Annotated in this window: 23 protein-coding genes and 3 tRNA genes; 15 read left to right on the top strand and 11 right to left on the bottom strand. The window is 69.2% G+C overall.

Annotated elements, in window-relative coordinates; all coding sequences use genetic code 11:
• Nucleotides 1-11: 11 nt before the first annotated feature.
• The 4 genes from gyrA to AB0I16_RS09040 all read left to right on the top strand — a co-directional run bounded on the left by gyrA (nt 12) and on the right by AB0I16_RS09040 (nt 4,295).
• Complete coding sequence (gene gyrA / locus AB0I16_RS09055; RefSeq protein ID WP_363248645.1) at nt 12-2,615, top strand: DNA gyrase subunit A; 2,604 nt, start codon at nt 12-14, stop codon at nt 2,613-2,615.
• A gap of 18 nt (nt 2,616-2,633) precedes the next feature.
• Nucleotides 2,634-3,296 (top strand): DUF3566 domain-containing protein, encoded by a 663-nt coding sequence (locus AB0I16_RS09050; protein ID WP_363248644.1) that lies wholly within the window; start codon nt 2,634-2,636, stop codon nt 3,294-3,296.
• Nucleotides 3,297-3,473: 177 nt separating this feature from the next.
• A tRNA-Ile gene (locus tag AB0I16_RS09045) sits at nt 3,474-3,550 on the top strand.
• A 115-nt stretch (nt 3,551-3,665) separates the two neighbouring features.
• Nucleotides 3,666-4,295 carry a hypothetical protein gene (locus AB0I16_RS09040; RefSeq protein ID WP_363248643.1) on the top strand — a complete coding sequence of 210 codons (630 nt, stop codon included), beginning with the start codon at nt 3,666-3,668 and terminating at the stop codon, nt 4,293-4,295.
• Between the two features lie 83 nt (nt 4,296-4,378).
• Here the strand turns inward: AB0I16_RS09040 and AB0I16_RS09035 are convergent, their stop codons facing one another.
• Nucleotides 4,379-4,711, bottom strand: coding sequence for a DUF6344 domain-containing protein (locus AB0I16_RS09035; protein ID WP_363248642.1), 333 nt, complete (start codon nt 4,709-4,711; stop codon nt 4,379-4,381).
• A 314-nt stretch (nt 4,712-5,025) separates the two neighbouring features.
• On the opposite strand from AB0I16_RS09035, the gene AB0I16_RS09030 reads away from it, so the two are divergent.
• Nucleotides 5,026-5,154: a DLW-39 family protein gene (locus tag AB0I16_RS09030; protein WP_003999697.1), complete on the top strand. Its 129-nt coding sequence runs from the start codon at nt 5,026-5,028 to the stop codon at nt 5,152-5,154.
• 332 nt (nt 5,155-5,486) lie between these two features.
• Nucleotides 5,487-6,926 (top strand): hypothetical protein, encoded by a 1,440-nt coding sequence (locus AB0I16_RS09025; RefSeq protein WP_363248641.1) that lies wholly within the window; start codon nt 5,487-5,489, stop codon nt 6,924-6,926.
• Here the strand turns inward: AB0I16_RS09025 and AB0I16_RS09020 are convergent.
• Together AB0I16_RS09020 and AB0I16_RS09015 are read right to left on the bottom strand one after the other, a co-directional pair.
• The gene (locus tag AB0I16_RS09020; protein WP_363248640.1) at nt 6,892-8,127 is read right to left on the bottom strand and encodes a serine/threonine-protein kinase; all 1,236 of its coding nucleotides are present in this window, start codon (nt 8,125-8,127) and stop codon (nt 6,892-6,894) included. The genes AB0I16_RS09025 and AB0I16_RS09020 overlap by 35 nt on opposite strands.
• A 49-nt stretch (nt 8,128-8,176) precedes the next feature.
• Nucleotides 8,177-8,725, bottom strand: coding sequence for a DNA-binding protein (locus tag AB0I16_RS09015; RefSeq protein WP_363248639.1), 549 nt, complete (start codon nt 8,723-8,725; stop codon nt 8,177-8,179).
• Nucleotides 8,726-8,906: 181 nt separating this feature from the next.
• On the opposite strand from AB0I16_RS09015, the gene AB0I16_RS09010 reads away from it, so the two are divergent.
• Nucleotides 8,907-8,979: transfer RNA gene (locus AB0I16_RS09010), tRNA-Ala, on the top strand.
• A gap of 182 nt (nt 8,980-9,161) precedes the next feature.
• Here AB0I16_RS09010 and AB0I16_RS09005 read toward each other — a convergent pair.
• Complete coding sequence (locus AB0I16_RS09005) at nt 9,162-9,872, bottom strand: DUF5324 family protein (RefSeq protein WP_363248814.1); 711 nt, start codon at nt 9,870-9,872, stop codon at nt 9,162-9,164.
• 301 nt (nt 9,873-10,173) lie between these two features.
• Here AB0I16_RS09005 and AB0I16_RS09000 point away from each other — a divergent pair, with 301 nt between their 5' ends.
• A complete protein-coding gene (locus tag AB0I16_RS09000) occupies nt 10,174-10,707 on the top strand; it encodes a peptidylprolyl isomerase (RefSeq protein WP_363248638.1) in 534 nt (177 codons plus the stop codon).
• A gap of 135 nt (nt 10,708-10,842) precedes the next feature.
• Entirely contained in the window at nt 10,843-11,739 is an 897-nt protein-coding gene (locus tag AB0I16_RS08995) for a rhomboid family intramembrane serine protease (RefSeq protein ID WP_363248637.1), read from the top strand.
• Nucleotides 11,740-12,035: 296 nt separating this feature from the next.
• On the opposite strand, the gene crgA is transcribed toward AB0I16_RS08995, so the two are convergent.
• Entirely contained in the window at nt 12,036-12,293 is a 258-nt protein-coding gene (gene crgA / locus AB0I16_RS08990; protein WP_363248636.1) for a cell division protein CrgA, read from the bottom strand.
• A gap of 142 nt (nt 12,294-12,435) precedes the next feature.
• Between crgA and AB0I16_RS08985 the strand changes: the two genes are divergently transcribed.
• From AB0I16_RS08985 to AB0I16_RS08965, 5 genes are all read left to right on the top strand, one after another.
• The gene (locus tag AB0I16_RS08985; RefSeq protein WP_363248635.1) at nt 12,436-13,206 is read left to right on the top strand and encodes a DUF881 domain-containing protein; all 771 of its coding nucleotides are present in this window, start codon (nt 12,436-12,438) and stop codon (nt 13,204-13,206) included.
• A gap of 34 nt (nt 13,207-13,240) precedes the next feature.
• Nucleotides 13,241-13,939, top strand: coding sequence for a class E sortase (locus tag AB0I16_RS08980; RefSeq protein WP_363248813.1), 699 nt, complete (start codon nt 13,241-13,243; stop codon nt 13,937-13,939).
• 212 nt (nt 13,940-14,151) lie between these two features.
• Entirely contained in the window at nt 14,152-14,808 is a 657-nt protein-coding gene (locus tag AB0I16_RS08975) for an aminodeoxychorismate/anthranilate synthase component II (protein WP_363248634.1), read from the top strand.
• 149 nt (nt 14,809-14,957) lie between these two features.
• On the top strand, nt 14,958-16,109 hold the full coding sequence (locus AB0I16_RS08970; protein ID WP_363248812.1) for a class E sortase: 1,152 nt from the start codon (nt 14,958-14,960) through the stop codon (nt 16,107-16,109).
• A gap of 24 nt (nt 16,110-16,133) precedes the next feature.
• Nucleotides 16,134-16,949: a class E sortase gene (locus AB0I16_RS08965; protein WP_363248633.1), complete on the top strand. Its 816-nt coding sequence runs from the start codon at nt 16,134-16,136 to the stop codon at nt 16,947-16,949.
• 75 nt (nt 16,950-17,024) lie between these two features.
• Here the strand turns inward: AB0I16_RS08965 and pknB are convergent, their stop codons facing one another.
• From pknB to AB0I16_RS08935, 6 genes are all read right to left on the bottom strand, one after another.
• A complete protein-coding gene (gene pknB, locus AB0I16_RS08960; RefSeq protein ID WP_363248632.1) occupies nt 17,025-19,061 on the bottom strand; it encodes a Stk1 family PASTA domain-containing Ser/Thr kinase in 2,037 nt (678 codons plus the stop codon).
• A gap of 168 nt (nt 19,062-19,229) precedes the next feature.
• Nucleotides 19,230-20,693: a penicillin-binding protein 2 gene (locus AB0I16_RS08955; protein ID WP_363248631.1), complete on the bottom strand. Its 1,464-nt coding sequence runs from the start codon at nt 20,691-20,693 to the stop codon at nt 19,230-19,232.
• Nucleotides 20,690-22,108 (bottom strand): FtsW/RodA/SpoVE family cell cycle protein, encoded by a 1,419-nt coding sequence (locus AB0I16_RS08950; protein WP_363248630.1) that lies wholly within the window; start codon nt 22,106-22,108, stop codon nt 20,690-20,692. Before AB0I16_RS08950 ends, AB0I16_RS08955 begins: the two co-directional genes overlap by 4 nt.
• 26 nt (nt 22,109-22,134) lie before the next feature.
• Nucleotides 22,135-23,682, bottom strand: coding sequence for a Stp1/IreP family PP2C-type Ser/Thr phosphatase (locus AB0I16_RS08945; RefSeq protein ID WP_363248629.1), 1,548 nt, complete (start codon nt 23,680-23,682; stop codon nt 22,135-22,137).
• A 123-nt stretch (nt 23,683-23,805) separates the two neighbouring features.
• Entirely contained in the window at nt 23,806-24,324 is a 519-nt protein-coding gene (locus AB0I16_RS08940) for an FHA domain-containing protein (protein ID WP_062774409.1), read from the bottom strand.
• A gap of 10 nt (nt 24,325-24,334) precedes the next feature.
• Nucleotides 24,335-25,234: a DUF3662 and FHA domain-containing protein gene (locus AB0I16_RS08935; protein ID WP_363248628.1), complete on the bottom strand. Its 900-nt coding sequence runs from the start codon at nt 25,232-25,234 to the stop codon at nt 24,335-24,337.
• A 683-nt stretch (nt 25,235-25,917) separates the two neighbouring features.
• On the opposite strand from AB0I16_RS08935, the gene AB0I16_RS08930 reads away from it, so the two are divergent.
• Nucleotides 25,918-26,004 (top strand) — tRNA-Leu (locus AB0I16_RS08930).
• Nucleotides 26,005-26,212 lie beyond the last annotated feature (208 nt).

Here is a 26,212-nt window from a genome sequence, read left to right as displayed (position 1 = left end):
TTTGACCAGCAATGGCCGACGAGAACACCCCTGTGACGCCCGAAGAGGAACCCGCCGTGCCCGGTGTGGGCATGCGCGTCGAGCCCGTCGGGCTCGAAACGGAGATGCAGCGCTCCTACCTCGACTACGCGATGTCCGTCATCGTGTCGCGCGCGCTGCCCGACGTACGGGACGGCCTGAAGCCCGTGCACCGCCGCGTCCTGTACGCGATGTACGACGGCGGCTACCGCCCCGAGAAGGGCTTCTACAAGTGCGCCCGCGTCGTCGGCGACGTCATGGGCACCTACCACCCGCACGGCGACTCCTCCATCTACGACGCCCTGGTGCGCCTCGCCCAGCCGTGGTCGATGCGGATGCCGCTGGTGGACTCCAACGGCAACTTCGGCTCCCCGGGCAACGACCCGGCGGCGGCCATGCGGTACACCGAGTGCAAGATGGCGCCGCTCGCCATGGAGATGGTCCGTGACATCGACGAGGAGACCGTCGACTTCACGGACAACTACGACGGCCGCAACCAGGAGCCGACGGTCCTGCCGGCGCGCTTCCCGAACCTGCTGATCAACGGCTCCGCGGGCATCGCGGTCGGCATGGCGACCAACATCCCGCCGCACAACCTCCGCGAGGTCGCGGCGGGCGCGCAGTGGGCCCTGGAGCACCCCGAGGCCTCGCACGAGGAACTCCTCGACGCCCTGATCGAGCGCATCAAGGGCCCCGACTTCCCGACCGGCGCCCTGGTCGTGGGCCGCAAGGGCATCGAGGAGGCGTACCGCACGGGCCGCGGCTCCATCACGATGCGCGCGGTCGTCGCGGTCGAGGAGATCCAGAACCGCCAGTGCCTGGTCGTCACCGAGCTGCCGTACCAGACCAACCCGGACAACCTCGCGCAGAAGATCGCCGACCTGGTCAAGGACGGCAAGGTCGGCGGCATCGCCGACGTCCGCGACGAGTCGTCCTCGCGCACCGGCCAGCGCCTCGTCATCGTCCTGAAGCGTGACGCGGTCGCCAAGGTCGTCCTGAACAACCTCTACAAGCACACCGACCTCCAGTCGAACTTCAGCGCCAACATGCTGGCCCTGGTCGACGGCGTGCCGCGCACCCTGTCGCTGGACGCGTTCATCCGGCACTGGGTCACGCACCAGGTCGAGGTCATCGTCCGGCGCACGAAGTACCGGCTGCGCAAGGCCGAGGAGCGGGCGCACATCCTGCGCGGCCTCCTGAAGGCCCTGGACGCCATCGACGAGGTCATCGCGCTCATCCGCGGCAGCCAGACCGTCGACATCGCGCGCGAGGGCCTGATGGGCCTGCTCTCGATCGACGAGATCCAGGCCAACGCCATCCTTGAGATGCAGCTGCGCCGGCTCGCCGCCCTGGAGCGCCAGAAGATCGTCGCCGAGCACGACGAGCTCCAGGCGAAGATCAACGAGTACAACGCGATCCTGGCCTCGCCCGAGAAGCAGCGCCAGATCATCAGCGAGGAGCTCGCGGCGATCGTCGACAAGTTCGGCGAGGACCGCCGCTCGGCCCTGGTGCCCTTCGACGGCGACATGTCCATGGAGGACCTGATCGCCGAAGAGGACATCGTCGTCACCATCACGCGCGGCGGCTACATCAAGCGCACCAAGACCGAGGACTACCGCTCGCAGAAGCGCGGCGGCAAGGGCGTGCGCGGCACGAAGCTGAAGCAGGACGACATCGTCGACCACTTCTTCGTGTCGACGACGCACCACTGGCTGCTGTTCTTCACCAACAAGGGCCGCGTCTACCGCGCCAAGGCGTACGAACTGCCCGATGCCGGCCGTGACGCGCGCGGTCAGCACGTGGCCAACCTCCTCGCCTTCCAGCCGGACGAGCAGATCGCCGAGATCCTGGCGATCCGTGACTACGAAGCGGTGCCCTACCTGGTGCTCGCCACCAAGGGCGGCCTCGTGAAGAAGACGCCGCTCAAGGACTACGACTCGCCCCGCTCGGGCGGTGTCATCGCCATCAACCTCCGGGAGACGGCGGACGGTTCGGACGACGAGCTGATCGGCGCCGAGCTGGTCTCCTCCGAGGACGACATCCTGCTCATCAGCAAGAAGGCGCAGTCGATCCGGTTCACCGCGACGGACGAGGCGCTCCGCCCGATGGGCCGCGCGACTTCGGGCGTCAAGGGAATGAGTTTCCGCGACGGCGACGAACTGCTCTCGATGAATGTCGTTCGTCCAGGTACGTTCGTCTTCACCGCCACCGACGGTGGGTACGCGAAGCGGACCAACGTCGACGAGTACCGCGTCCAGGGTCGCGGTGGCCTCGGTATCAAGGCCGCCAAGATCGTGGAGGACCGCGGTGAGCTCGTGGGCGCCCTGGTGGTCGAGGAAACGGACGAGATCCTTGCCATCACGCTGGGCGGCGGTGTGATTCGTACGCGAGTCAACGAGGTCAGGGAGACGGGCCGTGACACCATGGGCGTCCAACTGATCAACCTGGGCAAGCGCGATGCCGTGGTCGGTATCGCTCGTAACGCCGAGGCCGGGCGCGAGGCCGAGGAAGTCGACGGGGACATCGTCGTCGACGACCCGGACGGCGTCGAGCCGGTCGCCGGTACGGACGAGGGCACGGATTCCTCGGCCGAGTAGCGCGAGGAGTGAGTCATCGTGAGTGGAGCCACGGGCGCCGGGGCGAAGAGAACCGGCAAAGCCGGCACAAAGGGTGCCCGTGGCTCCGCCACAGATGCACAAGACTCCCATGAGTCTCATGGATCCCAGGGGGGAACTGTGACGGACACCCGAGGCTCTGCCAAGGGCGTGAAGGGCGGCGGCGGAACGCTGCCCGGAGAACGGCAGCCGCAGCAGGCCTCCCAGCCGTACCACCCGCCGCAGGCGTACCAGCAGGACGCCAAGGCCGGTGCGGTGCGCAAGCCGCGTACGGGGGCGCGCACGGTGCCGCGTACCCGCAAGGCACGGCTGCGGGTGGCCAAGGCCGACCCGTGGTCGGTGATGAAGGTCAGCTTCCTGCTCTCCATCGCACTCGGCATCTGCACGATCGTCGCGGCCGCCGTCCTGTGGATGGTCATGGACGCGATGGGCGTCTTCTCGTCGGTGGGCGGCACGATCTCCGAGGCGACGGGCTCGAACGAGTCCAACGGCTTCGACCTGCAGTCCTTCCTGTCGCTGCCGCGCGTCCTGATGTTCACGTCGGTCATCGCCGTCATCGACGTCATCCTCGCGACGGCCCTGGCGACACTGGGCGCCTTCATCTACAACCTCTCCGCGGGCTTCGTGGGCGGCGTCGAGCTGACGCTGGCCGAGGACGAGTGACGAGGGGCGTCGGCCCCGGACAAGGCCGTGCGCGGCGGTTGTGACCGCTCCGCGCACGGCCTTTCCGTCTGTCCGGGCACCCGGCGGTGCGCCCGCGCGGGTATCGATTTTGGGACTGGCCCGGACGTGCGCTAATCTTCAGAGGTCAGCGCGCGGGACACACACCGCAAGCGCGGCGGGGCTATAGCTCAGTTGGTTAGAGCGCATCCCTGATAAGGATGAGGCCACAGGTTCAAATCCTGTTAGCCCCACCAGCACAAAGGCCCCCAACCAATCTTGGTTGGGGGCCTTTGACGTCTACGGCTGGCACCAGCCGACGAGCGGATCTCTCGGCATCTCGGCAAGCACCCCGTGATCTAGGTTGTGCCGATGCAGCCTTCCCCCTCGTCGTGCATACCGCCGAACGAACTGCGGCCCGGCCGTCACTGGTACGCGACGGCGGTCGCGATCACCGTCGTATCGGTCCTGCTGGGCACAGCCATCGGCATGCACCGGTTCAAGGACGCGATCGACGCGGTGGACGTGCGCAACCAGTTCGCCGACGGCGACACCGTCACTCTGCGGCTCGACCCGGAAGACGAGAAGGCGATCTGGCGGAAGGACGACGAGTTCGGTGCGTCGTCCGACGAGGCGTGCGGCATCACCGGGCCGGGCGACCCCCGTCTCACCGGCCCGGGAATCGACGTGTTCCTCACCCGCGACGAGACCTGGAACCCGATGTACGACATCGAGGTGTCGCGGGCAGGCGACTACAAGGTCACCTGCACCTCCCAGGGGCCGTCCCGGTACGCCATCGGGGACCGCGGAGGCCTCGTCGCGCTGGGAGGCCGGCTGATGGTGGCGATCCTCGTCCCGATGTTCGGGATCGGTATCGGCGTCGTCATCGCCCTGGTCACCGCCCTGCGCCGAAGAGGCCATCGCGGGCGGTCGCTCGCCGGGCGCCGCGGCTCCGATGCGCCGGGGACCGCGGGGGCTAGCCGTCCGGGCGCTCAGGGCTGACGGGGCGCCGCCGGTAACCGACGAAGGCCCCCAGCCAGTGGCTGGGGGCCTTCGCGAGTCTGTGGGGGCTGCTCGGCGCGGGATTACGGCTCCGAGGCCAGTCGTGGCTCGTGCGCGGTGGTGTCAGCCTCGGCTTCCGTGTCCGTCGCGGGCAGGTGCCGGCAGCTGGGGGAGGCTCCGTGGGCCTCGGCGCGGATTCGCTGCTTCATCGTCGGGGGCAGCGACCGTTCGTACGCCGCCTTCCAGATGGCGGCCATCGCCGGAGTGGGCGCACACACCGTGGCGTTGCGCTCGTTCGTGGTCTCCTGTACCGGCGTCGCAGCCGTGGCCGTCGTGCCGAGTCCCAGCGCGGCGAAGAGCGCGAGGAAGGCGGTGACGATCGTGGTCCACAGCTTCATGGCCTTGTTTCCGGTCATGGCCCCTCATTTCGGGTTGGGCGATTTGCGTACTTTCCTCATGATGTGTATGTGGGGTCGATAACGGTGGACCGACGCTCGTGGCGCGTGGATGTTCCGATGAACACCACCCGGATGGCCGCAAGGGGGCAGAAAAGGGGCCAACAGCGGCGAAAGTCATGAGATGTGCGGCCCGTGCGGAGCCCCGAGGTCCACTTGGATCGCTGCCGACGATGCGGAAGTTTGGGGCGGATCCAGGTCACCGATCGATATCGATCGGTGTGTATAGTCGGGCGCCAGAAGTCCCCTACGTCAAGGAAAGACGAGGTCGCGCGGTGAAGAAGCTTCTCCTGGTCGCACTGGCCGCCATCGGCGGGCTCCTCGTGTACCGCCAGATCCAGGCGGATCGCGCCGAGCAGGATCTGTGGACGGAGGCGACTGACTCCGTGCCCACGGGTTCTTGAGTCAGCAACAACCGTTACTTCACGAACCCCGGTCGCCACTGCGGCCGGGGTTTTGTGTTGCCCCGGGCCGTCTTGCGGGCCAGGTGCTTGTGCGGTAACCGGCTTGTTGTGCGGGTATTCGCCGACGCGAACCTTCCGGTTGCGTAAGCGAATATCCGGATGGCGCAGTCGCGGTCCGCGAGCCTGGGGTGGGTGGTGTTCGCGCCCGGCCGGAGGGGCAGGACGGACGGGACGGACGGGACGGCTGTTCTCGCGACGAGGGGTGACGCGTGATGGGGCGGGGCCGAGGGCCGGGCGGGGCACGGGGGGTGGCCGGGCGGCCCTGGAGGCGGGTGGCGTCAGCCATGGCCGCGGCCGCCCTGGTGGGTACGGGGGCGATGTGCCCGGCACAGGCCATGGCCGCGGGGGCCGATCTCCCGTGGCGGGTCGCGAACGCCGGGTGGGCCCCGGGAGCGCCCGGCCCGTACGCCTTCCCGGAGGGCGCGGAGACGGTCGACGGCGCGAGGAGCAACGTCGAGGGGCGCCGGCTGAGCCCGGGCAAGACGTATCGAAGCTCCCTCCCGCGCGCGGGACGGCTCTATTACCGCCTGGACCTCACGGCAGGGGAGAGCGCGTACGTCTCGGCGACCGCGGTGCCACGGCTCGGCACCCGCGTCTCGTACGCCGACGGCCTGGAAGTGTCCGTCCAGGACGCCGACGGCAACAACTGCAGCCCCATGGAGGCACAGGAGGCACGTTTCGGAGCCTCGGAGAGCCCGCGCCCCATCACGGCCACCGCGGCGCGCCGGACGGGACCCGACGAGCCGGGCTGCGCGGGCGCCGGCACGTACTACGTGCTCGTCGAGCGGACCAGCGCCCCGGAGTCGTCCCGGGACGAGTGGGTCCTGGAGCTGCGGGTCGCATCGGAACCCGCGGTACGGGTGGCGGGCGCGACGGAGCCGCCGCGGACCTGGGACTCCGCGACCCCCGTACCACCGACCGGCGAGCGGAAGCGGCGTGCGGGCGGCACGAGTTTCCACACGGCGCGTGCGCTCGGGAACGGCGTGTGGGGGGACAGCGTCACTCCCGGTGAGACCCTCTACTACCGCGTGCCGGTCGACTGGGGCCAGCAGCTCGCCGTCGGCGCGGAGCTCGGCACGTCGAGCGGCGGCCGACGCGGCACGGCGGGTCCCGCGACCACGCGCGGTACGGGCTATGTCTCACCGGGCCTGGTCATGACACTGGCCAACCCGGTGCGCGCCGAGGTAGAGGACGCGGACACGGCGTACGACGGGAAGCAGAAGTCGGCCGCCCTTGAGCCACTGCCGCCGGTGGCCTACGAGAACCGGTTCGCCACGGCGGACGCGGTGTCCGCGATGCGGTTCGCCGGCTGGTACTACGTATCGGTCCACCTCAGCCCGAAGGTGGCGGAGAAGTTCGGCGCGTCCCCGCTGGAGCTCACGCTGCGCGTGGACGTCGACGGTGACCCGCTGCCGGGTCCCTCCTACGCGGGTTCGCCGCGGCCCGCCGAGGAGTTCGGCGTCACGGAACGGGACGCGGAGGCCGCGCGGCGGGGGGAGTCGGCCGCGGAGAGCGAGGGAGATTCGGGTGACGACCCGGTGCTCGCGGCCGTCGCGGCCGGGGGGATCGGGACCGGCGTGGCGCTGCTCGGCATACTCGGCGTGTGGACGCTGACGGCCCGCCGAAGGGCCGCAGGGGCGTCGGCCGCCGCGTCGGCCCCCACCTCCGACGCGCCTGTCAGAGCCGCGTCAAAGCCCAGACACCGACGGTGAGGCACACCAGCGCCGCGAGCAGCATCGACACGGCGACCTTCACAGGCGGCCCCGGCCGGGGCTGGGGCCGGTGCGCGGCGGGCGCGTATGGCACGTACGTGTGTTCGGGCGAGGCCGAGGGTATCGGTGCGGGCGAGGGCACGGGTGCCGGCGCGGCTGCGGGGAGAGGCAAGGGCAGTGGAGAGGGCGGAGTGGCGGGCTGCGGCGGCGGCTGCGGCGACGGTGGCGGAGATTGGGGCGGGGGCAACCGAAAGCTGCCCGTCGTGGAGCCGACCGGGGATGGCATGGGCGGGGGCATGACGCCGGCGCGCGGAGGGGGAGCGAGCGGCCCGTCGGGTCCGAACCCCGTGGGCAGTGGCCCGAGCTGATCGAAGATCTCGACCAGCTCGTCGTCCGGGCCGGGCTCCGGCAGCATCTCGGTGGCCGAGGCGAGCGCCTTGCGGGCCCCGGTGGCGGTGCGGAAACGCGCCTGCGGGTCCGGCTGGAGCAGCGTGGCGAGAACCTGCCAGAGCGGCTCAGGAACGCCCCGTGGGGCACTCGGGGCGCCCTGCTCGGCAAAGCGTTCGATCAGCGCCTTGGCGTCCGGCTTGGCCCCCTCCAGGAGGTACAGGGCGACGAGGCCCACGGCGAAGAGGTCCGCCGTGAAGTCAGGCTCGGCGCCCAGCATCTGCTCGGGGGCGAAGTAACCGGGCGTCCCCACGACATGGTCGGTCTCGGTCAGCCGGGGCTCGCCCTTGCGCATCGATATGCCGAAGTCCGAGAGCCGCAGATGGGGGCGTCCGGTACCGGTGGCTTCGAGCAGGATGTTGGCCGGTTTGATGTCGCGGTGCACGACCCCCTCGGCGTGCACGGCCGCGAGCCCCGACAGGAGCTGGTCGAGCAGTGTGCAGGCGAAGCGGAGCGGCAGCGGGCCGTAGTCACCGATGACGTGTGCCAGCGAACCGCCGGCGACCAGATCCATGGTGAACAGGACCTGGTCGTCGTCGGCCGCCCAACTGGCGGGGGCCAGCACATGCGGATGGTCGATCCGCATGGCCTGCTCCCGGACGAACCGCAACAGGGAGTGCGCGTCGCTCTGCCGGAGCACCTTGGCGGCCACGTAGCGGTGGCGCCGGTGGTCCCAGGCGCGCCAGACCGCTCCGACTCCCCCGTGTCCGATCGGATCGACCAGTTCGTACCGGCCGGCGAAGACCTCACCCATGGTCGCGTTCCGCTCCCCTTCCGGGCCGTGCGGCGGCCCGGCCGACGGATCAGCTCTGGTGCGCCTCGTAGTGGGCCACCGCGTCCGCGGTGCGCCCGGCGCCGTACACCCTGAGGAACTCTGCCAGCTCCGGGTGGGTGGGGGCGAGGGAGTCGGCGGCATCGATGATGTCGCCGGCAGCCGACACCGAGCGCAACAGGGACTGGATCTCGCGCACCACGCGCTTGACCGTGGGCGCGCCCGAACTGGTCGTCGTCTGCGTGGTGTTGGTCAGCACGGAACCGCCCTGTGACTTCTTGATCTCGTCCATGCGGTCGGTGGCCTCGGCGGCGCTCACGCTGCCGTCCGCGACCTGGCCCGCCAGCTCCTGGAGCAGTTGCACGCGCTGGACGACCGCGGGATTGCCGATCTTCGCCCGCTGACCGCTCATCAGCTGGGACAACATGGGTGCGGAGAGGCCGAGCACTCCGGCGAGACGCGCCTGGTTCAGGCCCAGATCATCGATGAGGCGGCGGAAGAGCGCCCCCAGCGGCTCTCCGTACCAGTTCCGCTGGAGCTCCCGTGCTCTCGCGGTGGTGTCCTGCTGTGCGGCGTCCATTGCGTCTCCCCATCGCTTCCCCTAAGACCGTGCTTCGCTGCCGCGAACCACGTCGTGCATCTTACGGAGCGTGGTCGTTGACCGGGAGCCCCAATCCTTTTGCGGGATCAGGGGGGAGACCCGGTACTCTGGACCCCGGTGCTCGCCGGGAAGTGATTCTTCCGGCTGCCGCGCCGTCCGCGGGGCCTTAGCTCAGTTGGTAGAGCGCTGTCTTTGCATGGCAGATGTCAGGGGTTCGACTCCCCTAGGCTCCACAACGAAAAGCCCCTCTGAGCTGCGAAAACGCAGTTCAGAGGGGCTTTTTCCGTTCCATGCTCCGCTGCCTGGCGTACAGGCCGCGCCGCGATGTTTCACGTGAAACGGTGAACCGCGCGTCGGACCCTGCGTCGGACCCTGCGTCGGAACCCGTGTCGGTCTCGCGTCGAACCCCGCGCGGTCAGCCCCGCTTGTCGGGGTCCGCCGCCTCGGCCTCGGCTTCCGCCTGCTTCGCCTGGACCTCGGGGTCGAGGGAGCCCTGGGCGCTGCCGTCGACGGCGGTCAGCGGCGTGGTGGTGGCGGGGACCTCGGTGGCCTCCGGCGGCTCGACGAGCCAGTCGGGGTTCGCCTGCTTGTCCCACCACTTCCAGGCCGCGATGGCGCCGCCCGCGAGCAGGCCGAGCAGGACGACCTTCTTGGCGACGCGTCCGGTCCTGGCCCGGCGCTCGTGCTTGCGGATCAGGCGCTGGACCTCCTTGGGCGAGACCTGTCCGCGCAGCGCGGCAAGCGCCGCCGTGCTGCGGGCTGCGGCCTCTTCCCGTACGGGCTGCGCGACGGCCACCGCGTGCTCGATGCGGGGCTTGGAGTAGTCCGCGGCCTGGCGTGCGGCCCTGCGGGTGCGGGCGGCGGCCTCGTGGGCGGCTTGGTCGACCTTCGGCGGCACGTGCGTGCGCGCCTGCTCGACGCGGGGGGCGACGTGGGCGCCGTACTGGACACGGGCCTGCTCGGCCGCTTGTGACACCTTGGGTGCGAGCCGTACGCGTGCCTCATGGGCGTACTGCGTGGCTCGTTCCTTGGCCGTGTCGGCGTATGGCGCCACCGCGTCCGCGGCGTGCCGCACGCTGTCCTTGGCCGAGCCGGTCGCGGCGCGCACGCTCTCGATGCGGGTCACGTGATCCTCCTCCTCGGTGGCGTATACGTATGTCACCTTTCCACCCTTTCAAGGATCATGCCTTCTGGATTGCCATCGGGCATGAAGAGGGCGGGCATCCGGGTCATCACTGGACTCCGGCCAAACGGTGTTCCGGTGCAGTGGTGATCAATTCGCTCGATTGTTGCGTGATTCGGTGCAAGAAGAGCTCTTCGCCGACAATGCCACGGATCGCTTCGACGCGCGCCCACTCGGCGGCTACTCGTCCCAATCCGGTCCGTGGCAGGATCGGGGTGTCACAGAAGACAACGGAAGGCAGATCGTGGCTGAGCAGCTTTACGCCACCCTGAAGACCAACAACGGCGACATCGAGGTGCGGCTGCTGCCGAATCACGCGCCGAAGACGGTCAAGAACTTTGTGGAGCTCGCCCAGGGCGAGCGCGAGTGGACCCACCCGCAGACCGGTCAGAAGACCAAGGACCGTCTGTACGACGGCACCGTCTTCCACCGCGTCATCAGCGGCTTCATGATCCAGGGCGGTGACCCGCTGGGCAACGGCACGGGCGGCCCGGGCTACGAGTTCGAGGACGAGTTCCACCCGGACCTCGCCTTCGACAAGCCCTACCTCCTCGCCATGGCCAACGCCGGCCCGGGCACCAACGGCTCGCAGTTCTTCGTGACTGTGGCGCCGACCGCGTGGCTGACCCGCAAGCACACGATCTTCGGCGAGGTCACCAACGAGGCCAGCAAGAAGGTCGTGGACGCCATCGCGGCCGCCCAGACCAACCCGCGCACCGACCGTCCGGTCAACGACGTGGTCATCGAGTCCGTGGTCATCGAGACCCGCGACGCCTGACCGACGCGTTCACGCGCGTTCCGCGCGCAGGTCCGCGAGGGAACCAATCCGCCCCGCCCGTCCGTAAGGAAGGGCGGGGCGGTGCGTTGCCACGTGTGCCGTCACAGTGCCTTCGTACGGAGAATGAGGGAACCCATGGACCAGGCGCCAGGCAGCCCGCAGGAGCCGCAGGGGGCGTCGGGCCTGCCCGGCTGCTACCGGCATCCCGACCGCGAGACCGGCATAACCTGCACGCGCTGCGAGCGTCCCATCTGCCCCGAGTGCATGATCAGCGCCTCGGTCGGCTTCCAGTGCCCGGACTGCGTCCGCGGCGGCTCGGGCACGGGGCACGCGCCGCAGGCCAACCAGCCGCGTACGGTCGCGGGCGGCACGGTCGCCGCCGACCCGCGTCTGATCACCAAGATCCTGCTCGGCCTCAATGTCGCGCTCTTCCTGGCGCAATCGGCGGTCGGGGACCGCTTCACCGACCGGTACGACCTGATCGGGCTGGCCTACGTACCGGAGCTGGGCTCGATCGAAGGCGTGGCCGAGGGGCAGTGGTACCGCCTGGTCACCTCGATGTTCCTGCACAGCAGCGTCATGCACATCGTCTTCAACATGCTGAGCCTGTGGTGGATCGGCGGCCCGCTCGAAGCGGCGCTCGGCCGGGTGCGTTACGTCGCGCTGTACCTGGCGTCGGGTCTGGCGGGCAGCGCGCTGACCTATCTGCTCGCCGCGCAGAACCAGCCCTCGCTCGGGGCGTCCGGCGCCATCTTCGGTCTGTTCGGTGCCACCGCCATCCTGATGCGGCGGCTGAACTACGACATGCGGCCGGTGCTCGCCCTGCTGGCGATCAACCTGCTCATCACGGCGTTCTGGCCGAGCATCGCCTGGCAGGCACACGTGGGTGGACTCGTCGGCGGCCTGATCGTCGGCTACGCCATGGTGCACGCGCCGCGCGAGCGCCGGAACCTCGTCCAGTACGGCAGCTGTGCGCTGGTGCTGGTCGTGGCTGTGGTCATGGTCCTCGTCAGGACCGGGCAGCTCACCTGAAGTGACCCCGTTGTCCACAGCGGGTGGTGGATCTTGTGCATGCTGTGGGGAACAACAGTGCCCCTTGTCGCTGACCTGGGTTTCCCCAGCAAGGACAAGGGGCGTGCGACGGGAAGGCGATCCGGTGGGCCAGTCACACCGGCGTCAACCGGCCGAGAGTTATCCACAGATCTTCAGACCTTTTCCCCATGTGGATAGCACTGTGGATAACTAAGGCCATGCCTTGTGTGTGAGGCCCCTGACGTGCCTCACACGGCCCCGCCTACTTCCACTGCGTGGATCTCACGCGGTCCTGCCTACTTCCACTGCGTGGAGACGCCGAACCCCGCGGCGATGAAGCCGAAGCCGACCACGATGTTCCAGTTGCCGAGCGGGTCGATCGGCAGCTTGCCGTCCGTGACGTAGAAAACGACGATCCAGGCGAGGCCGATGAGGAACAGCGCCAGCATGACCGGGGCCACCCAGCTGCGGCTCGTCAGCTTGATGCTCGTCGCCTGCTTCGCCGGCGGCGGCGTGTAGTCGTCTGCCTTCTTGCGGATACGTGACTTCGGCACGAGGGTCTCTCCTGTCGATGCGCTGCGTGGCCGCGCAGGTAACTGTCATAGGGCGCCGGGCGGGGACTCCACGGGGAACTGAGGCTCCCCCAGGCGTCCGTTAGCGTAGTGCTTCCGCGGCGCTGAAGGAGATAAGGGTACGTTGAGCAATTCTGCCGACCCCCGTGACGGTGCCGGTCGTCGCCCTCGGTGGCGCCCGGTTCGGGTGCTTACGGGTGCTGTGTTCGCCCTCGCCGGGCTGATCTTCTTCACCAGTTTCAACACGGCGAAGGGCACCAATATCCGTACCGACGCCTCCCTGCTGAAACTCTCCGACCTCATTCAGGAGCGCAGCCACAAGAACGGCGCCCTCGACGAGTCCAACGCCTCCCTGCGCGACGACGTCGAGGCCCTGGCCCAGCGCGACAACGGCGGTACCAAGGCCGACGACGCCCGGCTCAAGGCCTTGGAGGAGAACGCGGGGACCAAGAAGCTCAGCGGCCGGGCCGTCACCGTCACCCTCGCCGACGCCCCGCCCGACGCTGGCCCCAAGCTGCCCGGCTACCCCGAGCCGCAGCCGAACGACCTGGTCATCCACCAGCAGGATCTGCAGGCCGTGGTCAACGCGCTCTGGCAGGGCGGTGCCAAGGGCATCAAGGTCATGGACCAGCGGCTGATCTCCACGAGCGCGGTGCGTTGCGTGGGCAACACGCTGATCCTCCAGGGCCGCGTCTACTCACCGCCGTACAAGGTGACCGCGGTCGGTGACCCCGACAAGCTCAAGAGGGCCCTCACCGCCTCCCCGGAGATCCAGAACTACATGCTGTACGTCAACGCCTACGGACTCGGCTGGAAAGTCGACGAAGCCGCGGCGGTGACTCTTCCCGGGTACTCGGGCACAGTGGATCTCCACTACGCGAAGCCCGTCGAGTAGCCGCGAGTAGCCGCCCCTGGGGGAGCCCGTGTCCGTGCGCGTGCTGGTCAGGACGTTCAGCGAACTGTGCATCACCGTCGGCGCCCTCATCGTGCTCTTCGTGGTGTACGTCCTGTTCTGGACCGGCGTGCAGGCCAACAGCGCCATGGACGACGAGATCGACGCGTTGCAGGACCGCTGGGCCCAGGACGCGGCCCCCGGGGACGACGACGGGGACGGTGCCGCGACGGCCGGGGGCCCGCCCGATGGGCCCCTCCCCTACAAGGACGGCAAGGCGTTCGCCGTCATGTACATCCCGCGGTTCGGTTTCACGTGGAACAAGCCCGTGCTCCAGGGCACCGGCATCGACGTGCTGAAGAAGGGCCTCGGCCACTACGCGTCCACCGCCCGGCTCGGACAGAAGGGCAACTTCGCCGTGGCCGGCCACCGCCGCACCTACGGCGACCCCTTCAAGGACGTCCCCGAACTGCGGCCGAACGACCCCGTCATCCTGACGGACGGCACGACGTGGTTCACCTACCGCGTCCACAGAGAGCCCTACCGGACGCTCCCCGGCGACGTCGGTGTCATCGATCCCGTGCCGCGCGGGTCCGGCTTCGACGGCCCCGGCCGCTACCTCACCCTCACGACCTGCGAACCGGAGTGGGGCCACAGCCACCGGCTGATCGTCTGGGCACATCTGGACGCCACCCAGCCCGTGGAGGCCGGGAAACCGGAGGCACTGCGCCGTTAGTCTGGTGCCGTACGGCAAGGGAGGACGGGTGCCGTACGCGACGGAAGGGACGGCATGTACGGCTGGATCTGGCGGCATCTGCCGGGAAACGCATGGGTGAGGGCAGTGATTTCGCTGGTGCTCGTCTTGGCCGTGGTCTATGTGCTGTTCCAGTACGTCTTCCCCTGGGCCGAGCCGCTGCTGCCCTTCAACGACGTCACCGTGGACGGCCAGTGAGCGCCCCGGGCGGCACCCGCAGCCGCGTCCTGGTCGTCGACAACTACGACAGCTTCGTCTTCAACCTCGTCCAGTACCTCTACCAGCTCGGCGCCGAGTGCGAGGTCCTGCGCAACGACGAGGTCGCCCTGGCGCACGCGCAGGACGGCTTCGACGGCGTCCTCCTCTCGCCCGGCCCCGGCACGCCGGAGCAGGCGGGCGTCTGCGTGGAGATGGTGCGGCACTGCGCCGCCACCGGGGTCCCCGTCTTCGGCGTCTGCCTCGGCATGCAGTCGATGGCCGTGGCGTACGGCGGCGTCGTCGACCGCGCCCCCGAGCTGCTGCACGGCAAGACCTCGCTCGTGCGCCACGAGGGCAAGGGCGTCTTCGCGGGCCTGCCGACGCCCTTCACCGCGACCCGCTACCACTCGCTCGCCGCGGAGCCCGCCACCGTCCCGGCCGAACTTGAGGTCACGGCCCGCACCGAGGACGGCATCATCATGGGCCTGCGCCACCGGGAACTCCCCGTCGAAGGCGTGCAGTTCCACCCGGAGTCGGTGCTGACCGAGCACGGCCACCTCATGCTCGCCAACTGGCTCGCGGAGTGCGGCGACACCGGTGCCGTCGGACGATCGAGCGGGCTCGCCCCGGTGGTGGGCAGGGCCACGGCGTGACCGCCCTGCGCCCCGGGCGCGACTCCTCCGGAGCCCCGTACGACGCGAACGACGCGTACGGGGACGCCGGGGGTGCGCGCGGGGGCGCCGCGGCCGACGCGCCGGGCGACGCGGACCTCGAAGCCGCCGGCGACGACCTCACCGACCCGGTGCCGGACCCGCTGCCGGGCCGGCACCCCTCACCGTGGTTCCGCAGCGGCCCGGCGGAGCCGCGGCAGAAGCCCCGGGAGCAGCGCCCTCGGACACCGCGGGAACCCCGCGAGCCGCAGGCCGCGCCCGAACCCACGTATGAGCAGCTCTACGGTGCCTACGCCCCGCAGCGGCCCCCCGCTGCCGCCGCCGCCCCACCCACGCAGCGGGCCGCGCGGAAGCCCCCGTACGAGCCGATACCCGCCGACGACGAGACGGTCGGCCTGCGTACTGCCGACACGCGCCGGGCGATGGCCGGACCGGAGAACCACGGCCACGCGGGGACTGCCCGCCCCGCGGAGACCGCCCGCCCCGCCGAAGGCCGGGCGGCGCGGCGCAAGGCGGCCAAGAAGGGCGGTAGGCGCCCCGTACAGGCGAGTCCGGCCTCGGGAGCCCCCCTTTCCCGTGTGGAGGCCCGCCGCGCCGAGCGGGCCCGCAGGCCGTCGGCGGGGACGGTGATCAGCAGAGGGCTCGGCGAGGTCTTCATCACCCTGGGCGTGCTGATGCTGCTCTTCGTCACGTACCAGCTCTGGTGGACGAACATCAGGGCCCAGCAGCAGGCCGACGGCGCGGCCCACGACCTGCAGAACGAGTGGGCCAAAGGGAAGGGCAAGCCCGGCACCTTCGAACCGGGCCAGGGCTTCGCCCTGCTGCACATCCCGAAGCTGGACGTCGTCGTGCCGGTCGCCGAGGGCATCGACAAGCACAAGGTCCTCGACCGCGGCATGGTCGGCCACTACAACGAGGGCGCCACGAAGACGGCGATGCCGGACGCAGACCCGGGCAACTTCGCGGTGGCCGGCCACCGCAACACCCACGGTGAACCGTTCCGCTACATCAACCGCCTCGAACCGGGCGACCCCATCGTCGTCGAGACGCAGGACACGTACTTCGTCTACAAGATGGCGAGCATCCTGCCGCAGACACACCCCAGCAACACGAGTGTGATCGGTCCGGTACCGCCCGGTTCGGGCTTCACGAAACCCGGCCGCTACATCACACTGACCACTTGCACCCCGGAGTTCACGAGTAAGTACCGGATGATCGTCTGGGGCAAGATGGCCGAGGAACGGCCGCGCAGCAAGGGCAAGCCGAGCGCGCTCGTCAACTAGAAGTGTGAGAACGGGGCAGAACCAGTGGCAGCCACGACCGACGACGACGAGAAGCAGGCCGAGGCGCCCGCACCGGACTCGACATCCTCATCGGATGCCTCGACGGGTTCCGCATCGGATTCCTCGACGGAGGCCGCCCCGGATTCCGCTCCGGCCCCCGCCCCGCGACGCCGGGGCCGCGGTCCCGTCGCCACGGCGGTCAGCGTCTTCGGCGAGCTCCTCATCACCGCGGGCCTCGTCCTCGGCCTCTTCGTCGTCTACTCCCTCTGGTGGACCAACGTCATCGCCGACCGCGAGGCGCACAAGCAGGGCGACCGCGTCCGCGACCGCTGGGCGGGCGGGCCGGGGAACATCGACACCAAGGACGGCATCGGCTTCCTCCACGTACCCGCGATGGGCGGCGGAGAGGTGCTGGTCAAGGAGGGCACCAGCCACAAGGTGCTCAACGACGGCGTCGCGGGCTACTACAAGGACCCGATCAAGTCGGCCCTCCCCGAGGACAAGGAGGGCAACTTCACGCTGGCCGCGCACCGCGACGGGCACGGCGCGAAGTTCCACAAGATCGACAAGATCAAGAAGGGCGACGCGATCATCTACGAATCGCGTGACAAGTGGTACGTGTACAAGGTGTACGCGACGCTGCCCGAGACCTCGAAGTACAACGTGAAGGTCCTCAAGCCCGTCCCGAAGGAGTCGGGCGCGAAGAAGCCCGGCCGCTACATCACGCTGACGACGTGCACGCCGGTCTACACCTCCAACTACCGCTACGTCGTCTGGGGCGAGCTGGAGCGGATCGAGAAGGTCGACAACAAGCGGACGCCGCCGGCGGAGCTGCGGTAACCGCTGCCGCGCACGAGAGAGCCCCGGTGACCGCTCAGCGGTCACCGGGGCTCCGTCGTGTTCACGGGGGACCGGTCAGTCGTCGCCCCAGCCGTGCCCGTCGCGGTCACGGTGCGACATGCCGCCGATGAAGCCGCCGCCTCCGTCGTCCCCGCCTCCGTCGTCGCCGCCGTTCCCGTTGCCGTTGCCGCCCGCGGTGGTCAGGTTGACCGCGGTGCCCGGCTCGACCTTCTCGCCGGCGTTGGGCTGCGGCAGGACCACGATGGCGTCGTCATCCTGCGGGCCGGTGATGTTGCCGACGGTCAGACCGGCTTCCTCGATGGCCTTCCGGGCGTCCTTGAGCTTCTGCCCGGCGAGGGACGGGACCGTGGTCTCCTCCGGCTCCTTCGCCACCTGGACGTTCACGGTGGAGTCGGGGTCGACGGACGTGCCGGCCGCGGGCGTGGTCTGGATGACCTTGCCCTCCTCGACGTCGCCGCTGGCCACGTCCTGGCGGCTGGCCACCAGTCCGTTGGCCTCGATCTGCTGCTTGGCCTCTTCCCAGGTCTTGCCGGTGACGTTGGGAACGACGGACTGCTGCTTCTTCTTGGCGATCTCCAGGGTGACCGTGCTGCCCTTCTGCACCTCGGAGCCGGACGTCGGGTCCTGGTCCAGGACCTGGTTCGGCGTGACGGTGGACTCCACGGGCTTGGGCTTGACGACGAGCTTGTACTTGTCCCCCTCAAGCTTCTTCGTCGCCTCCTCGATGTCGAGGCCGATCACGTTCGGCACCGCCACCTTGGGAGCACCGGTCGACACCGTCAGCGTGATGGTGTCGCCCTTCTCGACCTTCGTGTCCGCGCCCGGGTCCTGCTCGCAGACCTCGCCCTTCGGGTACTTCTCGCAGGGCTCGCGCTTGCCGACCTCGATCTTGAGGCCGACGTTGTTCGCCGACTCCCTGGCTTCCTTCACCGTCTCACCGACGAAGTTGGGGGCCTCGATCGTCCCGTCGCCCCCGCCGTTCCCCGTGAACGCCCACTTGCCGATCAGGATCGCGCCCACCAGGACGAGGATGCCCGCGATGATCAGCAGCCACGTCGACACGTTGGACTTCTTCTGACGGCGGCCATGGCCGTTCTCGTCGTACCCGCCGTCGTCCGCGTTGACCGGCGGCAGCATGGTCGTCGGGGCGCCGCCGCCCTGCGGGCGCAGCATCGCCGTCTGCTGGTCGGCCCCGTAGCCGTCGGCCCCGCCGTACCCGACCGCGCCCATCGCGGCGGTGGCCGCGACCGGCTGGCCGTCGAGGCAGGCCTCGATGTCGGCGCGCATCTCGTCGGCCGACTGGTAGCGGTAGTCGGGGTCCTTGGTGAGGGCCTTCAGGACGATGGCGTCCATCTCCGAAGTGATCTCTCCGTCGAAGACGCTGGGGGCCTGCGGCTCCTCACGCACATGCTGGTAGGCGACCGCGACCGGGGAGTCCCCGACGAACGGCGGCCGGACGGTGAGCAGCTCGTAGAGCAGGCAGCCCGTGGAGTACAGGTCGGAGCGTGCGTCGACCTGCTCGCCCTTGGCCTGCTCGGGCGAGAGGTACTGCGCCGTGCCGATGACCGCCGCCGTCTGCGTCATGGTCATGCCGGACTCGCCCATGGCGCGGGCGATGCCGAAGTCCATGACCTTGACCTGGCCGTTGCGCGTCAGCATGACGTTCGCCGGCTTGATGTCACGGTGGACGATGCCGCTGCGGTGGGAGTACTCCAGGGCCTGGAGGATGCCGATCGTCATCTCCATGGCCCGCTCGGGCAGCAGCTTGCGCCCGGAGTGCAGCAGCTCACGCAGGGTCGAGCCGTCGACGTACTCCATCACGATGTACGGGATGGAGACCCCGTCCACGTAGTCCTCGCCGGTGTCGTAGACCGCGACGATGGCCGGGTGGTTGAGTGAGGCGGCAGACTGGGCCTCACGGCGGAACCGGGCCTGGAACGACGGGTCGCGGGCGAGGTCCACTCGCAGCGTCTTCACCGCCACGGTGCGACCGAGGCGGGTGTCGTGCGCGAGGTAGACCTCCGCCATCCCACCACGGCCGAGCACCTGGCCCAGCTCGTACCGGCCGCCGAGGCGACGCGGCTCTTCCATAGCTAATCCAGCCCTCTCCGTCGGTCCCGACCGCACCGTTGTGTGGTCCGGCGGTGTGCTGTCCGGGCATACGGTACCCGGCTCCACTTACGTGACCCGGACACCACCGTCAGCCGATACCGGACCGGTACCGCAACGTGCACCGATGGGGAGTCGCCGTGACCGGGGTCACTTCTTGCTGTCGATGACTGCCTTCATCACGTCCCTGGCGATGGGCGCGGCGAGGCCACCACCGGAGATGTCGTCACGGCTGGCCTTGCTGTCCTCGACCACCACGGCGACGGCGACCGGCGAACCGGAATCCGTCTTGGCGTACGAGATGAACCAGGCGTACGGGTTCTTGCTGTTGGCGACGCCGTGCTGCGCCGTACCGGTCTTGCCGCCGACAGTGACGCCGGGGATCTTGGCGTTGGTTCCCGTGCCCTCTTCGACGACCGTCTCCATCATTTCCTGGACCTTCTGGGCGTTCTCCTTCGACAGCGGCTCGCTCATCTCCTTGGGCGAGTGCTTCTCGATGGTGTCCAGGTTCCTCGCCTGCAGCTCGTCAACCATGTACGGCTCCATGAGCGTGCCGTCGTTGGCGATCGCGGAGGCGACCATGGCCATCTGCAACGGCGTCGCGGCCGTCTCGAACTGGCCGATGGAGGACAGCGCGGTCTGCGGCTTGTCCATGTCCTCGGGGAAGTTCGACGCGTTGGAGCGGACCGGCACGAACTGCTCGGAGTTGAAGCCGAACTTCTTCGCCGTCTCCAGCATCTTGTCCTTGCCGAGATCGGAACCGATCTTGCCGAAGACGGTGTTGCAGGACACCCGCAGCGCCTCACGCAGCGTGGCGTTCTTGCAGGGGATGTTGCCCTCGTTCTTCAGCGGGGTCGTGGTGTTCGGCATCGTCCAGGGCAGCGGCGAGTCCGTCTTGCCGTCGATGTCGTCGTACAGGCCGTGCTCCAGGGCGGCCGCCGCCGTGACCACCTTGAAGGTGGAGCCGGGCGGGTAGGTCTCGCGCAGCGCGCGGTTGACCAGCGGCTTGTCCTTGTCCTTGTCGAGGTCCAGGAACTTCTGCGCTTCGTCGTTGGTGTTGCCGGCGAAGTCACCCGGGTCGTACGAGGGCGTGGAGGCCAGCGCCAGGATCGCGCCCGTGGACGGGTCGATCGCGGCGACGGCACCCTTGCCGCGGCCCTTCAGACCGTCGTATGCGGCCTTCTGCGCGGCGCCGTTGAGGGTGGTGACGACATTGCCGCCCTCCTTCTTCTCGCCGGTCAGCATGTCGAGCGTGCGGCGGAAGAAGAGCCGGTCGTCGTTGCCGGTGAGGATGCCGTCGTCGATGTACTCCAGCTGGTTGGCGCCGATGCGCTGCGAGGAGTACCCGGTGACGGGGGCCCACATGGGCCCGTTCTTCCAGGTGCGCTTGTACTTCAGGTCGCTGCCCGGGGTGGCCTTGGAGCCGGTGATGGGCTTGCCGTCGACGATGATGTCGCCGCGCGGCTGGGAGTAGCGCTCGATGGTGACGCGGCGGTTCTTCTCGTGCTTGGCCAGGGTGTCGGCCTGGACGTACTGGAGCCAGTTGTCCCGGGCGAGCAGGGCGAAGACGAGCAGCCCGCAGAAGATCGCGATCCGGCGCAGGGGCTTGTTCACGGTCGGACCACCTGGGTCATCTCAGCATCGGGGTTCGGGGCGGGGGACGGGGCGGGGCGGCGCGCGGTGTCGCTGATCCGGATCAGGATGCCGATCAGTGCCCAGTTGGCGATCACGGAGGAACCGCCGTACGCCAGGAAGGGCATGGTCATACCGGTCAGCGGGATCAGGCCCATGACGCCGCCGGAGACGACGAAGACCTGGATGGCGAAGGCCCCGGAGAGGCCGATCGCGAGGAGCTTGCCGAACGGGTCGCGGGCGGCGAGCGCCGTGCGGACACCGCGCTCGACGATCAGCCCGTAGATCAGCAGGATCGCCATGACGCCGGCCAGACCCATCTCCTCGCCGAAGGTGGCGAGGATGAAGTCGGAGTTGGCCGCGAAGCCGATGAGGTCGGAGTTGCCCTGCCCGAGTCCCGTACCGAGGACACCGCCGGAGCCGAAGGCCATGAGGGACTGGGCGATCTGGTCCGTCTGCTGAAGGGTCGCGTCCGAGAACGGATTGAGCCAGGCGTCCACACGCTGCTGCACGTGCGGCTCGAACGAGGCCACACCGACGGCGCCGACAGCGGACATCAGCAGACCGAAGACGATCCAGCTGGTGCGCTCCGTGGCGACGTACAGCATCACGACGAACATGCCGAAGAACAGCAGCGACGTACCGAGGTCGGTCTCGAACACCAGGATGAGGATCGAGATCGCCCAGACGACGATGATCGGGCCGAGGTCACGGCCACGCGGCAGGTACAGGCCCATGAAACGACGGCTGGCCAGGGCGAGCGCGTCGCGTTTCACCATCAGATAGCCGGCGAAGAAGATCGCGATGACGATCTTCGCGAACTCACCCGGCTGGATGGAGAAACCACCGACCCGGATCCAGATCTTCGCGCCGAACACGTCCATACCGAGGCCCGGCACGAGCGGCAGGAGCAGCAGGATCAGGGCACCGACCATGGAGATGTACGTGTAGCGCTGCAGGACGCGGTGGTCCTTGAGCAGCAGCAGCACGGCCACGAAGAGCGCGATGCCGATCGCCGAGTACATCAGCTGGTTCGGCGCGGACGGGCTGAAGGCGCCGAACTGTGCCTTCGCGCGGGCCTGCAGTTTGTCCGACTGGTCGAGCCGCCAGATCACGACGAGACCGAGGCCGTTGAGCACGGTGGCCAGCGGCACGAGCAGCGGGTCCGCGTACGCGGCGAATTTTCGTACGACGATGTGGCCGACGCCTGCGAGCAGGCCGAGCCCCATCCCGTAACCGAGCATGCCGGACGGCAGCTCACCATCAAGCGCGAGGCCTACGTTGATGTAGGCGAACAGCGGGATGACGACCGCGAACGCGAGCAGCGCGAGCTCGGTGTTGCGCCGGCTCGGCGCCCCGATCGCGCCGATCGTCGACGTGTGTGTAGTACTGCTCATGGCGTGCAGAGGCCCCCAACGGCTGCTTACTGCTTACCGCACAGCGGGACCAGCTTCTGCTCATCCTCGGAGAGGCTGGGGCCGGGTGTGGGAGTCGGTGCGGTCTTGGACTTGTTCTTGTCGGTCGTGCTGTTCTTGCCGTCCTCGGTGGTGCCGGACGGGTCGGTCGGGTCCGGGGTCGGCGCCGTGCGCAGCCCGGTCGAGCCGCCCGCCTCTCCCTCGCCGGTCTTGGCGTTGTTCTCGCGCTCGACCTTGCGGCGCTCGGCGTCCTTCTTGCACGCGGACGCCTGCAGGCCAAGCTCGTCGATCTTGCCCTGCGCCTCACCCAGGTCGCCCCCGGGAATGGTCGCCTCCACCTGCTTGCGCTGGTAGGGCGGCAGGTACTTGAGTTCGATCTCGGGGTGGTCCTTCTCGACCTTCGAGAGACTGACCCAGGCCAGGTCCTGGTCGATGCCCCGGTAGAGGGCGATGTGCTCGCCCTTCGTCCCCACGTAGTACTGCGTCTGCGTCCAGCGGTAGCCACCGTAGAGACCACCGCCGACGACGGCGAGGGCGAGCACCACGTAGAAGGATCTCTTGAGCCACTTGCGGCCGCCGCGGGGCTTCACGAAATCGTCGTCGTCGTACGCCCCGAAGCTGCCTTCGGGGGCATAGCCCACGGAGTCGCCGCTTCCGGGCGGTCCGAAGCCGCCCCCGCCGGACGGCTGCGGCGGCACCGGGCGGCCGAGCCCGGAAGCGCGGCCCGCGGGCGTCTGCATGGCGCCGTCGTCCTGCGACTGCAGCTGGTTCTCCGCGACCGCGCCGACGACCACGGGGGTGTCGGAGAGCTGGCCGGCCAGGGTGTCGCCGCTGTCGATGTCCAGGACGTCGGCGACGATCACGGTGATGTTGTCCGGGCCGCCACCGCGCAGCGCGAGCTGGATCAGCTCCTGCACGGTCTCCTGCGGGCCCTGGTAGGACGCGAGGGTTTCCTCCATGGTCTGGTGCGAGACGACCCCGGAGAGGCCGTCCGAACAGATCAAGTAACGGTCACCGGCGCGGACTTCACGGATCGACAGGTCGGGCTCGACATGGTCACCGCTGCCCAGCGCGCGCATCAGCAGGGAGCGCTGCGGATGCGTCGTGGCCTCTTCCTCGGTGATGCGGCCCTCGTCGACGAGCCGCTGCACCCAGGTGTGGTCCTGGGTGATCTGCGTGAGCACCCCGTCCCGCAGCAGATAGGCCCGCGAGTCACCGACGTGTACGAGGCCCAGCCGCTGTCCGGTCCACAGCAAGGCGGTCAGGGTCGTCCCCATGCCCTCTAGCTGGGGGTCCTCCTCGACCATCATCCGCAGCTGGTCGTTGGCCCGCTGCACGGCCGTACCGAGGGACGTCAGGATGTCCGAGCCGGGGACGTCGTCGTCGAGCGTGACGAGCGTCGAGATCACCTCGGAGCTCGCCACCTCACCCGCGGCCTGGCCCCCCATGCCGTCGGCGATGGCGAGGAGACGCGGGCCGGCGTAACCGGAGTCCTCGTTCCCCTCCCGGATCATGCCTTTGTGCGATCCGGCGGCGAAGCGCAAAGACAGACTCATGCGCACCTCGCCCGTCGGCTCCGGGTACATCCGCACGGTGCCCACCCTCCGGTCGGGAGCGCGCCGGCGTCCAGTGCCTGGACAGCCGCTTCGGCTCGCTCGCTCCGCTCGCTCATTGTCGTACTACTTCCGCAGCTCGATGACGGTCTTGCCGATGCGGATCGGCGCGCCCAGCGGAACGGGCGTCGGGGTGGTGAGTCGGGTCCGGTCCAGATACGTGCCGTTGGTGGACCCGAGATCCTCGACGATCCACTGGCCGTCACGGTCCGGGTAGATCCTGGCATGCCTGCTGGAGGCGTAGTCGTCGTCCAGCACGATCGTGGAATCGTGGGCACGGCCCAGCGTGATGGTCTGGCCCTGCAGCGCGACCGTCGTCCCGGCGAGGATGCCCTCGGACACGACGAGCTTGCTGGGGGCGCCGCGGCGCTGGCGTCCGCCACCGCCCTGCTGCTGGCGCTGTGGCGGTGGTGCCGCCTGCTGTTGTTGGCGGGCGGCCTGCTGTGGCCGCTCGCGGCGTGAACCGCGCTGCGTGACGCGCGTTCCGAACAGGTCGCTGCGGATGACCTGGACGGCCACGATCACGAACAGCCACAGAACGGCCAGGAAACCTAGCCGCATGACCGTCAGGGTCAGCTCTGACATTGCCCCCGCTTCACCCTTCGGCTTGCCGGTAAACGATGGTGGTTTGGCCCACGACGATCCGCGAGCCGTCGCGGAGCGTAGCGCGGGTGGTGTGCTGCCCGTCTACCACGATGCCGTTGGTAGACCCGAGATCCTGGATCGTCGAGGGCGTTCCGGTCCGGATCTCACAGTGCCGGCGCGATACGCCGGGGTCGTCGATCCGCACATCGGCGTCGGTGCTGCGTCCCAGCACCAGCGTCGGGCGGGAGATCTGATGGCGATTGCCGTTGATCTCGATCCAGCGCCGCACCTGGGCGCCCGGGAGAGGACCGGCTCCGGGGCCCGCGGGCCTGCTCGGAACCGGGGGCTGGCCGCCGGGGCGGCTCCCGCCGGGCGGCGGTGCCGCCGGCATCGGAGGAGCACCGGCGCCGGGAGCGCCGGGAGCACCAGGACCGGAGGCCGGCGGCGGATAGCCATAGCCGCCACCGGGACCACGGCCGGGGGCCGAGGGGCCGCCGGACGCGGGGCCCGCGGGGCTCTCGGGGCCCTGGGACGTGCTGGAGGCGAGCGTCCGGCTCCGCACGCGGTACAGACCCGTGTCGAGGTCGTCGGCCTTCTCCAGGTGGACCTTGATGGGGCCCATGAAGCTGTAGCGCTGCTGCTTGGCGTAGTCGCGCACCATGCCGGAGAGCTCGTCGCCGAGCTGCCCGGAGTAGGGGCTGAGACGCTCGAAGTCGGGCGCGCTGAGCTCCACGATGAAATCGTTGGGGACGACGGTCCGCTCGCGGTTCCAGATCGTGGCGTTGTTGTCGCACTCCCGCTGGAGGGCGCCGGCGATCTCGACAGGCTGGACCTCGGATTTGAACACCTTGGCGAAGGTGCCGTTGACCAGACCTTCAAGTCGCTGTTCGAACTTCTTCAGGACTCCCATGGGGCACCTCCTCCGTCGTAGTCATCCTGGTACTGCTTACTGATCGTATCCACGCGCCGGGAAATCGGCTGGTTCCCCCTGTCCGCACGGTCGGTGAGTGTCGCCTCTCACAAGAACTCCCCGCACCTGCCCCGAAGATCCTCCCAGGACCCTGAGGAAACCCTGATCTTCGGCCCCGGAACCCTTCCGGGCAGCTGCTCGGTATGCCTGCTTGAGCCTTCTCTTACCCGGGATCGTAGAGGGGGCTCAGAGTCAGTGTCCCGCACCCGGCCGGGGAGCCGGTCCCGCGCCCTTCCACAGGGCTCCGCTTGCGGCTTTGGGGAGGGGGTGCGGGGGCGGCGTGGGGCGGGAGTGGCGGGGGGCGGCGGGGGTGGAGCGAATGTGGGCGAGGGGAGGGGAGAAGGGGGTGTGGTGGCAGTGGCAGTGGCAGTGGCAGTGGCCTGTGGTCGGGCGGGTGGCTCTCCCGCGATCTTTCGGTGAGCGGGGCGTGCGGGGCGAGAGCGGTGTGCGTGGCGAGCGCCGTCGGGCGTGGTGCGCGTCGGATCTCCGCTGCGTCCCGGCCGGATCCTTGCCGCAGGTGCCCGCCCGGAACGGATGTGAATCCACCCGGATCAGCGTGCTAATCTTCTGGATGTCGGAAGGCGCTCGCAGCAAACGGCGAGAGACCCAAAGACAGCACCCATGCGCGGGTGGCGGAATAGGCAGACGCGCTGGATTCAGGTTCCAGTGCCCGAAAGGGCGTGGGGGTTCAACTCCCCCCTCGCGCACCATGAGGAAGCGGTCCTCCGCCGGATGAAGATCCGGAGGAGGACCGCTTCTTTTTGTGCCCGCGCGGCGGCAGTCGGTGGGCGCGATCGGGCTGGGGGTTCGGGGCCAGGGCCTGGCCTAGGGGCTGGGACGCGGGGCCAGGGCCTGGCCTTTGGGGTAGGAACGCGGGGCGAGGGTTCGGACGCGGGCGAGGGTTCGGGTGCGGGGCGC

Origin of the sequence: Streptomyces sp. NPDC050703, assembly GCF_040654435.1 — a bacterium.
Lineage (GTDB): Bacteria > Actinomycetota > Actinomycetes > Streptomycetales > Streptomycetaceae > Streptomyces.
The sequence above is the reverse complement of the archived record's forward strand: the minus strand, read 5'-3'. Positions and strand labels throughout refer to the sequence as shown.

Coding starts and splice junctions, on each gene's coding strand:
- gyrA (WP_363248645.1), top strand. CDS start 12: ATGGCCGACGAGAACACCCCTGTGACGCCCGAAGAGGAACCCGCCGTG.
- AB0I16_RS09040 (WP_363248643.1), top strand. CDS start 3,666: ATGCAGCCTTCCCCCTCGTCGTGCATACCGCCGAACGAACTGCGGCCC.
- AB0I16_RS09035 (WP_363248642.1), bottom strand. CDS start 4,711: ATGACCGGAAACAAGGCCATGAAGCTGTGGACCACGATCGTCACCGCC.
- AB0I16_RS09020 (WP_363248640.1), bottom strand. CDS start 8,127: ATGGGTGAGGTCTTCGCCGGCCGGTACGAACTGGTCGATCCGATCGGA.
- AB0I16_RS09015 (WP_363248639.1), bottom strand. CDS start 8,725: ATGGACGCCGCACAGCAGGACACCACCGCGAGAGCACGGGAGCTCCAG.
- AB0I16_RS08995 (WP_363248637.1), top strand. CDS start 10,843: ATGGACCAGGCGCCAGGCAGCCCGCAGGAGCCGCAGGGGGCGTCGGGC.
- pknB (WP_363248632.1), bottom strand. CDS start 19,061: ATGGAAGAGCCGCGTCGCCTCGGCGGCCGGTACGAGCTGGGCCAGGTG.
- AB0I16_RS08950 (WP_363248630.1), bottom strand. CDS start 22,108: ATGAGCAGTACTACACACACGTCGACGATCGGCGCGATCGGGGCGCCG.
- AB0I16_RS08945 (WP_363248629.1), bottom strand. CDS start 23,682: ATGAGTCTGTCTTTGCGCTTCGCCGCCGGATCGCACAAAGGCATGATC.
- AB0I16_RS08940 (WP_062774409.1), bottom strand. CDS start 24,324: ATGTCAGAGCTGACCCTGACGGTCATGCGGCTAGGTTTCCTGGCCGTT.
- AB0I16_RS08935 (WP_363248628.1), bottom strand. CDS start 25,234: ATGGGAGTCCTGAAGAAGTTCGAACAGCGACTTGAAGGTCTGGTCAAC.